The organism is Pseudonocardia kongjuensis (assembly GCF_039526905.1).
GTDB lineage: Bacteria > Actinomycetota > Actinomycetes > Mycobacteriales > Pseudonocardiaceae > Pseudonocardia > Pseudonocardia kongjuensis.
The window spans coordinates 39,489-53,315 of record NZ_BAAAJK010000034.1 but is presented as its reverse complement, the minus strand read 5'-3'; the positions used below and the strand labels follow the sequence as shown (position 1 = coordinate 53,315).

Genomic DNA, 13,827 nt, shown 5'->3' with positions numbered 1-13,827 from the left:
CGGCGCACCAGCATCCGCCACGCCCACCCGGCGGCCACCTCCGGGGCGGGCAGCGGATCGCGTTCCAGCCAGCTCGCCGCCACCCCGAGCAACGACCAGGTCATCCCGGCCGCGAACACGTCCAGCGGGATCCCGGCGTCGGACTCGGCGAAGCCCATCCGCTGGGCGGTGTCGGCGACGAAGCCCTGCATCCAGCGCCGCATCACCGCGGCCGCGTCCGGTGCGGCCGCACCGCCGAGCGCCTGCCGGTAGAGCGTCGCGTGATCGGACACGTGCGCGAACCAGCGCAGCAGCGCGGCCGGCGGCTGCGCCCCGATCTCGGCCAGGACCAGGTCGGACAGGTCCGCCCCGGCGAGCGTGGCCTGCGCGCTCAGCGCGTCCGCGAGCAGCGACTCCTTGTCGGTGTAGTGCTGGTAGAAGCTGCTGCGGTTCACCCCGGCGCGCTCGGCGACGTCGGCGACGGTGATCGCCTCCAGCAGGCGCTCGCGGGCGAGCGCCAGCAGCGCGTCCTGCAGCCGCCGGCGTGTCCGCACCACCCTGGGATCCACCGCGGCATCCTCGCAGCTCGGCTCCCGGCGCGCCGTCCGTCCGCGCCCGGACCGGCTGTGGATCATCAGGATTGCCGAGGCCCGGCGCGGCCGGTCCCGGCATGCTGGTCCGCGGGGCGCCGCCGGGCGCCGGGACGGAGCGCCGGGTGACGACCGGGTGGACCTGGTGGGACGCGGTGGTGGCGCTGCTGCTCGCGGCCGCGCTCGGCACCGCCGCGGCCGGGTTCCGCGCCGCCCTGCCGGCCGCCGCCCGGCCGCCGGCCGCCGGCGGCACCGGCGCGGCTCTGGTCGCCGCCCTGGTCGTGACGCTGCTGGTGCACGGCGATCCGGTGCTCCAGACGACGGCCGTGGTCGCCTGCGGCTGCCTCGCCGTCACCGGCTCGATGGCACGCCGGTCGCACGACCGTGGACGGACGCAGCGCTGCTAGGTTCGGCGTCCGTCCGTACCCGGGAGGCGCTCGTTGATCACCGTGCGGGCGCTGGGTCCCGACGACTGGCGGACCTGGCGCGACCTGCGGCTGGCCGCGCTGGCCGAGGCGCCGCAGGCGTTCCACAGCCGGCTCGCGGACTGGGTGGGTGCCGGTGAGCACGAGTGGCGGGACCGGCTGCACGCCCCCGGCCGCTACCTGGTCGCCGAGCTGGACGGCCGGCCGTGCGCGCAGGTGGTGGCGGTGCCGCCGGATCCGGACGGCGTCGCCGATCTGGTCGCCCTGTGGGTCGCCCCGCACGCCCGCGGCACCGGGGTGGCCGACGCGCTGATCGCGGCCGTCTCCGAGCACGCCGTCGGATGGGGTGCGCGGCGGCTGGCCCTGCACGTCGTCGTCGGCAACGAGCGGGCCGCGGCGCTGTACCGCAGGCACGGGTTCGCCGATCTCGGCGTGGTCGAACGGCCGGACGGGATCACCGAGCACCGGATGGAGCGCGCCCTCCCGCTGCCGGTCCCGGACGGGCCCTGACCTGCGGCGGAGCCGGAACTGTCAGGGGTGGGTCCTAGCGTTGCGCCCATGACCACCGCAGCCGGGCCGGTGCCCACCCTGACCGAGGTCGCCGCCGCCGTGCGGTCGTCCTGGGACCGGGACACCTGTGACGACGCGGACCGCGCCGGCTGGAGCCCCCGGCTGCCCTCGCGCGGGCAGTGCGGGGCCACCGCCCTGGTGCTGCACGACCTGTTCGGCGGCGATCTGCTGCTCGCCGAGGTGTGGCATCCGGACGGCCGGCTGCAGGGCTACCACTGGTGGAACCGGTTGCCCGGCGGCGTCGAGATCGACCTGACCGGCGACCAGTTCGCCCCGGGGGAGACGGTGCAGCCGCCCCGGGTGGTGGTCCGCCCGCCCGGGCCGCCGCGGCGCTGCGGGGCCCAGTACGCGCTGCTGCGCCGGCGGGTGCTGGCCCGGATCGGTGGTCCCGGTGCCGCCCGCTGAGCCGGGCCCGGCCGCCGGACCGGCGGCCGGGGCGGTGCGGTCAGTCGGCGGGGCCGCCCGCCGCGTGCCGGCCGGCCGCCTCGTCCCGGCGTCCCTCGCGCAGCAGGTCGCGGATCTCCACCAGCAGCTCGACCTCCGTCGGATCGGCCGGGCCCTCCTCCTCGCCGCGCTTGCGCCGCTCCTGGACCGTCTTCAGCGGCAGCACCACCAGGAAGTACACGACGGCCGCGGTGATCAGGAAGGTGATCACGGCGTTCACGAACATCGCCCAGTTGAACTCGATGCCGTTCACCACGAAGGTGCCGCCCAGCTCGCCGCCCCCCGACACCAGCCGGATCAGCGGCTCCAGGAACGCCTCGGTGAACGCCGTGACGACCGCGGTGAAGGCCGCGCCGATCACCACGGCCACCGCGAGATCGACGACGTTCCCGCGCATCAGGAAGTCCTTGAAACCCTTGAACATGCCCGTCCCCTCCCGGTCGACCCGGCCGGTGAACCGACCGGCCGGGTCCAGAGCCTGGCACCACCGGGGCCGGCACGGGGGCGCACCACGCCGTGCCGGGGCTCAGCGGCGCCCGTCCCGGACGGCGTCGGCGAGCGTCCCGAGCAGCGCGTCGGTGGTGTCCCAGGACATGCAGGCGTCGGTCACCGACCGGCCGCGCACCATGTCCGGCCCGAGCTCCTGGCGGCCCTCGACGAGGAAGCTCTCCATCATCAGGCCGGTCACCGCGCGCTCCCCGGCGGCGATCCGGCCGGCCAGCTCGCCGACCACGCCGGCCTGCCGCACGTGGTCCTTGCCGCTGTTGCCGTGGCTGGCGTCGACCACCACCCGGTCCGGCAGGCCGGCCTCCCGCAGCCGGGCCGCGACCGCGGCGACGTCGTCGGCGGAGTAGTTGGGCCGGGCGCCGCCGCGCAGGATCACGTGGGTGTCCGGGTTGCCGGTGGTGGTCACCAGGCCGGCGAGCCCGTCGGCGTTGACCCCCATGAACACGTGCGAGGCCGCCGCTGCGCGCATCCCGTCGACCGCGGCGCGGACGTCGCCGTCGGTGGCGTTCTTGATCCCGACCGGCATCGAGAGGCCGCTGACCAGCTGCCGGTGCACCTGGCTCTCCGCGGTGCGGGCGCCGATCGAGCCCCAGCTGACGACGTCGGCGATGAACTGCGGGGTGATCGGGTCGAGGAACTCGCAGCCCACCGGCAGGCCCAGCGCGGAGATGTCGAGCAGCAGCTTGCGGGCGGTGCGCAGGCCCCGGTTCACGTCGAACGTGCCGTCCAGGCCCGGGTCGTTGATCAGGCCCTTCCAGCCGACGGTGGTGCGCGGCTTCTCGAAGTAGGTGCGCATCACGACGCACAGCTCGCCGGACAGCTCCGCGGCCCGGTCGGCCAGCCGTCGCGCGTAGTCCAGCGCGGCGTCCGGATCGTGCACCGAGCAGGGGCCGACGACGACCAGCAACCGGTCGTCGGCGCCGTCGAGGATGCCGGTGACCGCGGCGCGGCCGCGGGTGACCGTGTCGGCGACCGCGGGCGTGCACGGCAGGTCGTGGCGCAGCAGCGCGGGGGAGATCAGCGGGCTGATCCGCTCGATGCGCCGGTCGTCCAGCGGGGCGTCCAGCAGCGGAGCGGTGGGGGTACTCATCGGGGACCGCGGTCCTTTCCCGGCGGACCGCCCCGGATCACCTCGCCCGAGCCGGTCCGTGATGCCGGCTCGAGGGATGGAGGGTCAGCGCACTACAGCACCGGCCGACCCATCCCGGGCCGGCTGGCGAAACCAGTAGTAGGCGCTGTGCACGACCCGACCGTACCCCACCCGGCGTCCGGAGATCGAGCGCGTGCCCGGCCCGGCCGCGTGGTACCACCGACGCATGCGGATCGCGCTCGCCCAGATCTCCTCCACCCCGGACCCGGATGCCAACCTCGCCGAGGTCGACCGGCTCACCCGCGAGGCGGTCGCCGCGGGGGCCCGGCTGGTGCTGTTCCCGGAGGCCACGATGTGCCGCTTCGGGGTGCCGCTCGGCCCGGTCGCCGAGCCGCTGGACGGCCCGTGGGCCGGCCGGGTGCGCGCACTCGCCGCCGAGCACGGGGCGACGGTGGCCGCCGGGATGTTCACCCCGTCCGGCGACGGCCGGGTCCGCAACACGCTGCTGGTCACCGGCGGCGGCGTGGACACGCACTACGACAAGATCCACATGTTCGACGCCTTCGGGTTCGCCGAGTCCGACACGGTCGCCGCCGGGACCGAGCCGGTGACCGTGGACCTCCCGGAGGCGGACGGCGCCGGCACCGATCCGGTCACCGTGGGCCTGTCCACCTGCTACGACGTCCGGTTCCCCGGCCTCTACCAGCGGCTCGCCGACGCCGGCGCCACGGTGCTCGTCGTCCCGGCGTCCTGGGGGGCGGGGGAGGGCAAGCGCGAGCAGTGGGAGCTGCTGGTGCGGGCCCGCGCGCTGGACACCGGCTCGTTCGTGGTCGCCTGCGACCAGGCCGACCCGACCACCGTCGGCGGCGAGCACGGCCGGGCGCCGACCGGGATCGGGTACAGCCTGGTGGCGGGTCCGCGGGGCGAGATCGTCGACGGGCTCGGTGCGGAGCCGGGTCTGCTCGTGGTGGACCTCGACCCGGCCGTGGCCGGGCAGGTGCGCGAGCAGGTCCCGGTGCTGCGCAACCGGCGCTTCTGAGAGGTCCCCGGGGCCGTCCGGCCTGTCCGGCCGGTGTCCGGGGTGCCGCTCAGCCGCCGGCCGCGGTGATCCGGTCCGAGATGTGCCCGGCGAGGTCGGTGTCCTTCGCGGTCAGCCCGCCCTCGGAGTGGGTGGACAGCCGGAAGGTCAGCGTGTTGTAGCGGATGTCGATGTCCGGGTGGTGGTCGGCGGCCTCGGCGTCGTCGGCGACCCGGTCCACCACCGCTATCGCGGCGGCGAAGTCGGGCAGCTTCGCGGTGCGGACGATCGCGTCGCCGTCCCGCTCCCAGCCCGGGAGCTTCAGCAGCGATGCGGTGATCTCGGCGTCGGACAGCTTGGGGGTGGCCATCGCCCCATCGTGGCGTAACCGCCCCGATCCGGCCCGGCGGCCCGCCGTGCACGGTCCGCGGGCGGTCACGAGCCACGCCCCAGCAGGTACCCGGCGACGCCGGCGCCGGCGACGGCGAACCCGGCCGCGCGCAGCGTCGTCGCCCAGGCCGCTGCGGTGTCCACCGGCGCGCTGAACGTGCCCGCGAGCACCTCGTGCCAGTGCCCGGTCGGCAGCGCCGGTGCCGCAGGCCCCCACAGCACCGCCACCAGCGGCGCGACGACCAGCGCCACCAGCCCGGCCACCACGACGACCGAGGGGCGCCGCGCCGCCGCCGACACGGCGAGCAGCAGGATGCCGAATCCGGTCAGCTGACCGGCCGTCCAGACCGTGAGCAGCAGCGCCCTGGCCAGCGTCGGGCCGGTCCCGAACGGTCCCACCCCGAGCGCCGCCCAGCCGGCGAGCAGCGAGGTGCCGACCACCACGACCGAGGCCAGCACCGCGGCGGCGGCGACGGCGGACGCCTTCAGCAGCACCAGCCGGCCGGGCCCGACCGGGGACAGCCGCAGCCCGTCCAGGGTGCCGCGGGCCCGCTCGGTGGCGAACGCGTCCGCCGCGACGAGCACCACCGGCATGCCGAGCGAGAACGCGGCGGGCTCGGCCAGCGCGACCATCAGCACGCCGAGGACGTAGGCGTAGCGCTCCGGGCCGCTCGCCGCGAGCGCGGCCGCCCCCAGGATCGGGACGAGCGCGGCGGCCGCCAGGGCGACCGCGGTCCGCGGGCGGGCCAGCGCCAGCTCGATCTCCGAGCGCAGCAGCCGGGACAGCGGCGCCGCCGTCCGGCGCCGGGTGCGGGCCGGACGGTCCGCCGTCGGGCCGGACTGCGGGAACCGGCCGGCACCGGGCCGGGCGGGCGCGCTCATCGGTGCACCCCGGCCGGTACCGCCGGGCAGTCCGGCCGGCCGGGACGGACTGACGCGTTCACCCGGTGCACCCCGGCCGGTACCGCCGGGCAGTCCGGCCGGCCGGGACGGACTGACGCGTTCACCCGGTGCGACCCGGCCGGCACCGCCGGGCACCCCGGCCGGCCGGGACGGGCGGGCGGGTTCACCGGTACGCCCCGACCGGCACCGCGGGGGACCCGGGCCCGCCGGTGTCGCCGGTGAGCCGGGCGAACACGTCCTCCAGCCGGGCGGAGGGCCGGGTGACCTCGTGCACCGCGACGCCGGCGTGCACCAGCAGCGCCACCACCTCGGGGGCCCGCGCCCCCGGCACGTGCACCCGGCCGTCGGCCGCGGCGACGGCGTCGAACCCGCGCTGCCGCAGCGCCTGCACGGCCCGGCCGCCGTCCGGGGTGGTGATCACGAGCAGGTCCGGGGCGCCGCCCAGCAGCTCGTCCAGCGGCCCGGCGGTGAGCAGCCGGCCGGCCCGGAGCACGGCGACGTGGGTGCAGGTCGCCTCGATCTCCCCGAGCAGGTGCGAGCTGATCACGACGGTCGCCCCGGCCGCGTGCATCTCGCCGATCAGCCGCCGGACGTCGCGGGTGCCCGCCGGATCGAGACCGTTGGTCGGCTCGTCGAGCACCACCAGGCGGCGCCGGGTGAGCAGCGGGACCGCCAGGCCGAGCCGCTGGCGCATGCCGAGCGAGTACTCGCGCACCCGGCGGTCGGCGGCCCCGGACAACCCGACCCGGTGCAGCACCGCAGCGACCGCGGACGGGATCCGGGCGGTGTCCAGCAGCGGCTCGGCGGCGGCGTAGCGGAGCAGGTTCTGCCTGCCCGTCCGGTGCGGGTGCACGGCGGGCAGCTCGATCAGCGCGCCGACGTGCGGCAGAACCTCGGCAGCCCGCCCGGGCAACCGCCTGCCGAGCAGCTCGACCGTGCCCTCGGTCGGCGCGAGCAACCCGAGCAGCATCCGCATCAACGTCGTCTTGCCCGCCCCGTTCGGACCGAGCAGGCCGAGGACGGAGCCCATCGGGACGTCGAGATCGACGCGGTCGACGGCCCGGACCCCGCGGAAGCCACGGCCGAGGCCGACGGCGCGGACGGCGGGTGGGCGGCCGGGCGGAAGGGTGACGGTCGGGTGCACCGGGACAGGGTGGCCGTCCGGGACCGTGGGCGGGCCGTTTCGGCAACATCCACCGGTGACGTCCACTCCCGGCACCCACCGGCGCCGCGCACCCGTCCGCACCGCCCTGCGAGGATCGGTGCCGTGCCGGTGATCAGTCTCGACCATCGCGTGGCCGGCCCGCCCGAGCTGGTGGCGGGCGTGCTGCGGGAGACGGCGCCGGCCGCGGCCGCCGTCGCCCGGGCCGGTGCCCGGCTGACCGCGCAGGCGGCGCTGCTCGTCGCGGGCGACGAGGTCCGGGTGACGCTCCCGGGCGGGCTCGTCGGCTGCCGGACCCGGATCACCCGGGCCGGCCGGGACGGCCTGTGGTCCGAGCTCGCGGCCGGCCCGGCGGCCGCGCTGCGGCACGCGACCCGGATCGTCGCGGACGGCACCGGCGGGACCCTGGTGCGGGACGAGCTCGCCTGGACGGCGCCGCTCGGCGGGCTCGGCCGGCTCACCGACCCGGTACTGCGACGCTACGGACACCGGCTGCTCGACGCCCGCCGCGACGTGCTGGCCGAGCGGGCCGGCGAGCTGAGCGTGGCACCGGTCGTCGTCGGTGCGGCGATCGTGCGGGACGGGAGGCTGCTGGCCGCCCAGCGGTCCTACCCGGCCGCGCTGGCCGGCCGCTGGGAGCTCCCGGGCGGCGGGGTGGAGCCGGGGGAGTCCGAGGCCGGAGCGCTGGTCCGGGAGTGCGCCGAGGAGCTGGACGCCCGGGTGGAGATCGGCGAGCGGCTGGGTACCGATCTGCCGATCGGCCGTCGCGTGCTGCGGATCCACACCGCCCGGCTGCTGCCCGGATCCCCGGAGCCGCAGCCGCGGGAGCACCGGGCGCTGCGCTGGGTCGGGGTGCGTGAGATCGCGGCGCTGGGCTGGCTGGACGCCGATCGCGCGGTCGTCGCGGAGCTGCTCGGGCTGCTGCGGCCCTGATCCGGCTGATCCGGCGCTGGTCCGGCGCTGGTCCGGCGCTGGTCCGGCGCTGATTCGGTGCTGGCCCGGTGCTGGCCCGGTGCTGATTCGGTGCTGATCCGGTGCCGGCCCGGTGCCGGCCCGGCGCGGTCGCCGGTGCCGAAGTGGAGATCATCCGGGACGGGCCGGAACCGCGAGGGCCCCGGCGTCGTCCAAGCCACATGAACCGGAATCCCGTCACCAGAGTCCCGACCCCGACCCCGACCCCGACGAACGCCGCCCGGCCGCTCCCGGCGCCGCTCGCCCGGCTCGTCACCGCGCAGGACGGACTGGTGACCCGGGCCCAGGCCCTCGCGCACGGCCTGTCCCGCGACGTCGTCGACCGGCGGCTCGCGGCCCGGCGCTGGGAGCCGGTCCATCCCCGGGTCTACCGCGATCCCGCGGGCCCCACCTCGGAGCGGGCCCGGATCCGCGCCGCGGTGCTGTGGGCGGGCGACGACGCGGTGCTGACCGGGGCGGCGGCCGCCTGGTGCTGGGGCCTGCTCGCGACCGCACCCGCCGAGGTCACCGTGACGGTCCCGCGCTGCCGGGCACCCCGGTCGCGCGCCGGGATCCGGGTTCGCAGACGCGATCTCGACCCGGCCGACGTCGCCGGGCACGCCGGCATGGCCGTCGCCGCTCCGGCGCTCGCCGTGCTGGAGACCGTGCTCGATCCCGGGGTGCCCGGCGCCGAACTCCTGGAACGCGTCCTGTGCGGGGCCGGCCCGGATCTGGCGGCGCTCACCGCCGCGCACGCCCGCAACCTGGGCGCGCACGGGTCGGCGGAGAGCGGCAGGCTGCTGGCCGAGACGTCGCGGCGGGCGGCCGACCGGGCGGTGCACCGGCTGCGCGTCCTGCTGCTGCGGGACCGGATCCGCGGCTGGCGGTGCGCGCATCCGGTGGCCGGGATCGTGCTGCCGCTGGCGTTCCCCGGCGCCGGGCTCGCCGTGGAGATCGACGGGCACGCCGGGGCGCGCGCGGGCAGCGGCTGGCGGCAGGCCGTGCTGCGACGGCACGGCTGGCGGGTGTTCGTGCTCGATCCGGCCGAACCGTGGCTGCGTCCGGCGGCCACGCTGACGGCGCTGCGGCTCGCGCTGACCCGCCGCCCCGGCGGCCCCGGCGGCGGCGCGGCCGGGCGCGCAGCATGAACAGCGGCATGAACAGCAGCGGCCTGGGCGGCGGTGTGAACACCGGACGGACGGGATGTGCCGGACCGGTGCACGGCGGCCGGCCGGGACCCGGACGGGCGGTGCCGCCGGCCCGGAGTGACCGGGACGACGATGTGATTCCGGCCATGGCCGGACGGGACTCGCAGAGCCCGGCCGGCGGCCCCGTCGAGGACGTTCGCGGCGGATCTGCGGGTCGCCCGGGCGGGCGCCCACGCGTCCGCGCAGGCGCCGCGGCCGGACCGTTCCGCGGCGCACTGCGGTGCCCGCGCGAACGGTGTCGTGGCCGGTCAGCGCCCTGAGGGACGGGTCAGTAGATGCGCGCGATCTTCAGTGCGCGCTCGAAGGCCTTGCCGCTCAGATCGTCCGCACCTGCCTTGCGCAACCGCATCGCGACGACCGGACAGCTCTTGCAGCGCTTCGGCTTGGACCGGCAGCACTTCTTCTTCACCTTGCCCATGAGGAGGCCAGGCTAACCTGCGCCCGGCGCAGGGACCAGGGGTTGCCCCGGATACCGTGGAGGTGTGACCATCCCTCGTTCCGCCTCGGCCCTCGATGCTCGCTCCGCGCTCGAGAGCGACGCCGTGCCCGATCAGGCCGGCCGTCCCGAGCTGCGCAACGTCGCGATCGTCGCGCACGTCGACCACGGCAAGACCACCCTCGTCGATGCGATGCTGCGCCAGTCCGGCGCCTTCGGCGAGCGCGCCGAGCTCGTCGACCGCGTGATGGACTCCGGCGACCTGGAGCGCGAGAAGGGGATCACGATCCTCGCCAAGCACACCGCGGTGAGCTGGCAGGGCTACACGATCAACGTCGTCGACACCCCGGGCCACGCCGACTTCGGCGGCGAGGTCGAGCGCGGCCTGTCCATGGTCGACGGCGTGGTGCTGCTCGTCGACGCCTCCGAGGGCCCGCTGCCGCAGACCCGGTTCGTGCTCCGCAAGACCCTCACCGCCGGCCTGCCGGTGATGCTCGTCGTCAACAAGACCGACCGCGGCGACGCCCGGATCGCCGAGGTCGTCGACGAGTCCCTGGAGCTGCTGCTCGAGCTGGCCGACGAGCTGGACCTGGACGAGTCCGTCACCGGCCACCTGCTCGACCTCCCGGTCGTCTACGCCTCCGGCCGCGCCGGCAAGGCGTCCCGGATCCGTCCCGGCGACGGCGAGCTGCCCGACGCCGAGGACCTCACCGCGCTGTTCGAGACGCTGCTGGCGACCGTGCCGCCGCCGTCCGACGACCCGGACGCCCCGCTGCAGATGCACGTCACCAACCTCGACGCGTCCAGCTTCCTGGGCCGGATCGCGCTCTGCCGGGTCCGCGCGGGCGTGGTGCGCCGCGGCCAGCAGGTCGCCTGGTGCCGGGAGGACGGCAGCACGCCGCGGGTCAAGATCACCGAGCTGATGATGACCGAGGCGCTCACCCGCGTCCCGGCCGACGAGGCCCGCGCCGGTGACCTGGTCGCCGTCGCCGGCATCGCCGAGGTGACCATCGGCGACACCCTCGCCGACCCGGAGCGGCCGGTCGCGCTGCCCCGGATCGACGTCGACGAGCCCGCGATCTCGATGACGATCGGCACCAACACCTCGCCGCTGGCCGGCCGCGACCCGGTCCCCGGCAAGAAGCTCACCGCGCGGCTGGTGAAGAACCGGCTCGACGCCGAGCTCGTCGGCAACGTCTCGGTCCGGGTGCTGCCCACCGAGCGCCCGGACACCTGGGAGGTCCAGGGCCGCGGCGAGCTGGCGCTGGCCGTGCTGGTCGAGACGATGCGCCGGGAGGGCTTCGAGCTCACCGTCGGCAAGCCGCAGGTGGTCACGAAGACCATCGACGGCAAGCTGCACGAGCCGTTCGAGCAGCTGTCGGTGGACGTCCCGGAGGACGCCCTCGGCGCGGTGACCCAGCTGCTCGCCGCCCGCAAGGGCGAGATGGGCGACATGGTGCACGGCGAGGGCCGGGTGCGGATGGAGTTCCGGGTCCCGTCGCGGGGCCTGATCGGCTTCCGCACCGAGTTCCTGACGATCACCCGCGGCGCCGGCATCGCCAGTCACGTCTTCGACGGCTACGGCCCCTGGGTCGGCGAGATCCGCACCCGCAACAAGGGCTCCCTGATCTCCGACCGGTCCGGGCCGGTCACGCCGTACGCGATCGACCAGCTCGCTGACCGCGGCACCCTGTTCGTCGGGCCGACCACCCTCGTCTACGGCGGCATGGTCGTCGGCGAGTACACGCGCAACGAGGACCTCGAGGTGAACATCACCCGGGAGAAGAAGCTGACCAACATCCGCTCCTCGACGAGCGACGTGCTGGTCAAGCTGATTCCGCCGACGTTCCTCTCGCTCGAGCAGTCGCTCGAGTTCTGCGCGACCGACGAGTGCGTCGAGGTCACGCCGGAGAACGTGCGGATCCGCAAGACCGAGCTGGACCCGAACCTGCGGGCCCGCGCCCGGTCCCGGGCCAAGGCGGCGGCGAACGCCGCCAAGTGAGCCCGGCGGTCGGCCGCGGGCGGGGTGACCGCCGGCGTGCCCTGGTGAGCAGAGCAGAGCCACCCGGGAACGCCCTGGTGAGCAGAGCAGAGGCACCCCGGCGCGCCCAGGTGAGCAGAGCAGAGGCACCCCGGCGCGCCCAGGTGAGCAGAGCAGAGCGACCCGCCGACCCACCCCGTCCGGTGGGCCGGCGGAGCCCGGCGGGGATACTGCGGACGTGAGAGCACGGCGACCGTTCCGAGCGCTCCCCGCGCTGCTGCTGGCCGGCCTGCTGGCGCTGACCGCGTGCAGCGCCGATCCCCAGCCCGCCCCGCCGCCGGACATCGACGCACCCACCGAGCCGATCACCACCCCGACCCGGGTGGTGGCCGGCGTCGACGAGCTGGGGCCCGGGTTCAACCCGCACCTGCGCTCCGACCAGTCGGCGGTGACGACGGCGATCGCCACGATGGCGCTGCCGTCGGTGTTCCGCCCGGACGCCGACGGGAACCTGCAGCTGGACCGGACCGTCGCGACCGACGCGAAGGTCACCTCGCAGGAGCCGTTCACGGTCAGCTACGAGCTGAACGTGGAGGCAGGCTGGTCGACCGGCGCGCCGATCGCCGCGGAGGACTTCGTCTACCTCTGGCAGCAGATGCGCACCCAGCCGAACACGATCGGCGCCGCCGGCTACCGGGAGATCACCGACGTCCGGTCGCGGGCCGCCGGCAAGGCCGTCGACGTCGTCTTCGACCGGCCCTACCCGCACTGGCAGGAGCTGTTCGACAACCTGCTCCCCGCGCACCTGCTCAAGGATGCGCCCGGCGGCTGGACGGCCCCGTTCGCGAACGGCGTGCCCGCCTCGGGCGGCCCGTTCCGGCTGATGCAGGTCGACCGGCTGCGCGGCGAGGTGCTGCTGGTCCGCAACGACCCGTACTGGGACACCTCCGCGGTGATCGACGAGATCGTGCTGCGCCGGATCCCGCCGAACACGCTGCCGACCGCGCTGGAGAGCCAGGGCATCGACCTGGCGCTGCCGGACGCCCGGCCGGAGATCGGGCAGGCGCTCGACGTGCTCGCCGGGTCCCCGGAGCCACCGACCGTGCAGCGCGGCCCGCGCCCGGCCGTGCAGCAGCTGGAGTTCCGCACCCAGGACGGCCCGCTGGCCGATCCGCGGGTCCGCGAGGGCATCGCGGCGACGCTGGACCGGGCCGCGATCCGCGAGCGGGTCAGCCCGGAGGCCGTCCCCGCCGACGCGTTCGGCGCCGCCCCCTCCGATCCCGGCTACCAGCCGACCGCACCGCCCGGGGCGCCCGGCCGGCCGGACCCGGCCGTCGCCGAGGCGGCCTTCACCGAGGCCGGGTACGTGCGCGGCGGGAACGGACGCTGGACGCTCGGCGGACGGCCGCTCAGCGTCGTCATCGGGGCCGGCGCCGAACGGAGCGAGGACGTCGAGGTCGCCCGGATCGTGGCCGAGCAGCTGACGGCGGGCGGCATCCAGGCGACGATCGTCGCGCCGTCCGCACCGGAGCTGCTGACCAGCGCCAGCGTCGCCCCGACGACGCCGAGCCCGACCACCACCCCGGCGCCCGGGGCGGGCCCCGCCCCCGGCGACGGGGCAGGCACGCCACCGCCGGCCGCCGGGCCGACGGACCCCGCCGAGCCGACGAGTCCGCCGACCACGTCCCCGACCACCGCCGCGGGCGGCGGCGCACCGGTCGCGGTGGACGTGCTCGTCGCGCCCCGGCCGGCCTACGGCGCGATCGGGCCGCGGCTGGACTCGGTGTACGGCTGCCCGCCGGACGACGTCGGCGAGGACCTGCCCGGCACGTCCTGCTTCCCGGTCCTGCAGCCGCTGCTGGACGAGCTGACCGGCTCGGTGGCCGATCCGGCGGTCGTCGCCGAGGCCGAGCGGGTGCTGTGGCGCCAGCTCCCCGCGCTGCCGCTCTACCAGGCGCAGGGGCTCGTGATCAGCAACCGGGAGACCGACGCGTCGACCGGCGTCACCCCCGGCCCGATCGCGACCGGCCCGATGACCGGCGCGCAGACCTGGTCCGAGCCGGAGGGCTCCCGGGAGGACGACACCGGCACCGAGGAGCCGGACGCCGACAACTGATCCGGCATCCGGTCCACCGCGGTGGCCGCGCCGCACGGCACGGCCACCGCGGGCGGA

15 protein-coding genes are annotated in these 13,827 nt (G+C 76.3%); 8 read left to right on the top strand and 7 right to left on the bottom strand.

The window, feature by feature from the left end:
* On the bottom strand, positions 1 to 548 hold a 548-nt coding region (locus tag ABD160_RS24550), incomplete at its 3' end, for a TetR/AcrR family transcriptional regulator (RefSeq protein WP_344026486.1).
* A gap of 146 nt (positions 549 to 694) precedes the next feature.
* Here ABD160_RS24550 and ABD160_RS24545 point away from each other — a divergent pair.
* From ABD160_RS24545 to ABD160_RS24535, 3 genes are read left to right on the top strand one after another with little or no spacing between them, the layout of a single operon-like run.
* The gene (locus ABD160_RS24545; protein ID WP_344026484.1) at positions 695 to 976 is read left to right on the top strand and encodes a hypothetical protein; all 282 of its coding nucleotides are present in this window, start codon (positions 695 to 697) and stop codon (positions 974 to 976) included.
* Between the two features lie 42 nt (positions 977 to 1,018).
* Positions 1,019 to 1,504, top strand: a complete 486-nt coding sequence (locus ABD160_RS24540) for a GNAT family N-acetyltransferase (RefSeq protein WP_344026827.1) — start codon at positions 1,019 to 1,021, stop codon at positions 1,502 to 1,504.
* A 48-nt stretch (positions 1,505 to 1,552) separates the two neighbouring features.
* Positions 1,553 to 1,969: a YunG family protein gene (locus tag ABD160_RS24535; protein ID WP_344026482.1), complete on the top strand. Its 417-nt coding sequence runs from the start codon at positions 1,553 to 1,555 to the stop codon at positions 1,967 to 1,969.
* Between the two features lie 40 nt (positions 1,970 to 2,009).
* On the opposite strand, the gene mscL is transcribed toward ABD160_RS24535, so the two are convergent.
* Both mscL and ABD160_RS24525 read right to left on the bottom strand, forming a co-directional pair.
* Complete coding sequence (gene mscL / locus ABD160_RS24530) at positions 2,010 to 2,432, bottom strand: large conductance mechanosensitive channel protein MscL (protein WP_344026480.1); 423 nt, start codon at positions 2,430 to 2,432, stop codon at positions 2,010 to 2,012.
* Between the two features lie 102 nt (positions 2,433 to 2,534).
* Positions 2,535 to 3,605, bottom strand: coding sequence for a 3-deoxy-7-phosphoheptulonate synthase (locus tag ABD160_RS24525; RefSeq protein WP_344026478.1), 1,071 nt, complete (start codon positions 3,603 to 3,605; stop codon positions 2,535 to 2,537).
* A 226-nt stretch (positions 3,606 to 3,831) separates the two neighbouring features.
* Between ABD160_RS24525 and ABD160_RS24520 the strand changes: the two genes are divergently transcribed.
* Entirely contained in the window at positions 3,832 to 4,644 is an 813-nt protein-coding gene (locus ABD160_RS24520) for a carbon-nitrogen hydrolase family protein (protein ID WP_344026476.1), read from the top strand.
* Between the two features lie 49 nt (positions 4,645 to 4,693).
* Here ABD160_RS24520 and ABD160_RS24515 read toward each other — a convergent pair whose 3' ends face one another.
* The 3 genes from ABD160_RS24515 to ABD160_RS24505 form a co-directional block, all read right to left on the bottom strand.
* The gene (locus tag ABD160_RS24515) at positions 4,694 to 4,993 is read right to left on the bottom strand and encodes a 4a-hydroxytetrahydrobiopterin dehydratase (RefSeq protein WP_344026474.1); all 300 of its coding nucleotides are present in this window, start codon (positions 4,991 to 4,993) and stop codon (positions 4,694 to 4,696) included.
* Positions 4,994 to 5,058: 65 nt separating this feature from the next.
* On the bottom strand, positions 5,059 to 5,895 hold the full coding sequence (locus tag ABD160_RS24510; RefSeq protein WP_344026472.1) for an ABC transporter permease: 837 nt from the start codon (positions 5,893 to 5,895) through the stop codon (positions 5,059 to 5,061).
* Positions 5,896 to 6,079: 184 nt separating this feature from the next.
* Positions 6,080 to 7,060, bottom strand: a complete 981-nt coding sequence (locus ABD160_RS24505) for an ABC transporter ATP-binding protein (protein ID WP_344026470.1) — start codon at positions 7,058 to 7,060, stop codon at positions 6,080 to 6,082.
* Positions 7,061 to 7,183: 123 nt separating this feature from the next.
* On the opposite strand from ABD160_RS24505, the gene ABD160_RS24500 reads away from it, so the two are divergent.
* Together ABD160_RS24500 and ABD160_RS24495 are read left to right on the top strand one after the other, a co-directional pair.
* Positions 7,184 to 8,011 carry an NUDIX domain-containing protein gene (locus ABD160_RS24500; protein ID WP_344026468.1) on the top strand — a complete coding sequence of 276 codons (828 nt, stop codon included), beginning with the start codon at positions 7,184 to 7,186 and terminating at the stop codon, positions 8,009 to 8,011.
* Between the two features lie 200 nt (positions 8,012 to 8,211).
* Entirely contained in the window at positions 8,212 to 9,177 is a 966-nt protein-coding gene (locus tag ABD160_RS24495; protein ID WP_344026466.1) for a hypothetical protein, read from the top strand.
* Positions 9,178 to 9,505: 328 nt separating this feature from the next.
* On the opposite strand, the gene ABD160_RS24490 is transcribed toward ABD160_RS24495, so the two are convergent.
* Entirely contained in the window at positions 9,506 to 9,655 is a 150-nt protein-coding gene (locus ABD160_RS24490; RefSeq protein WP_344026465.1) for a hypothetical protein, read from the bottom strand.
* A 124-nt stretch (positions 9,656 to 9,779) separates the two neighbouring features.
* Here ABD160_RS24490 and typA point away from each other — a divergent pair, with 124 nt between their 5' ends.
* Complete coding sequence (gene typA / locus ABD160_RS24485) at positions 9,780 to 11,675, top strand: translational GTPase TypA (RefSeq protein WP_344026825.1); 1,896 nt, start codon at positions 9,780 to 9,782, stop codon at positions 11,673 to 11,675.
* 217 nt (positions 11,676 to 11,892) lie between these two features.
* The gene (locus ABD160_RS24480) at positions 11,893 to 13,770 is read left to right on the top strand and encodes an ABC transporter family substrate-binding protein (protein WP_344026463.1); all 1,878 of its coding nucleotides are present in this window, start codon (positions 11,893 to 11,895) and stop codon (positions 13,768 to 13,770) included.
* Positions 13,771 to 13,827: the final 57 nt, after the last annotated feature.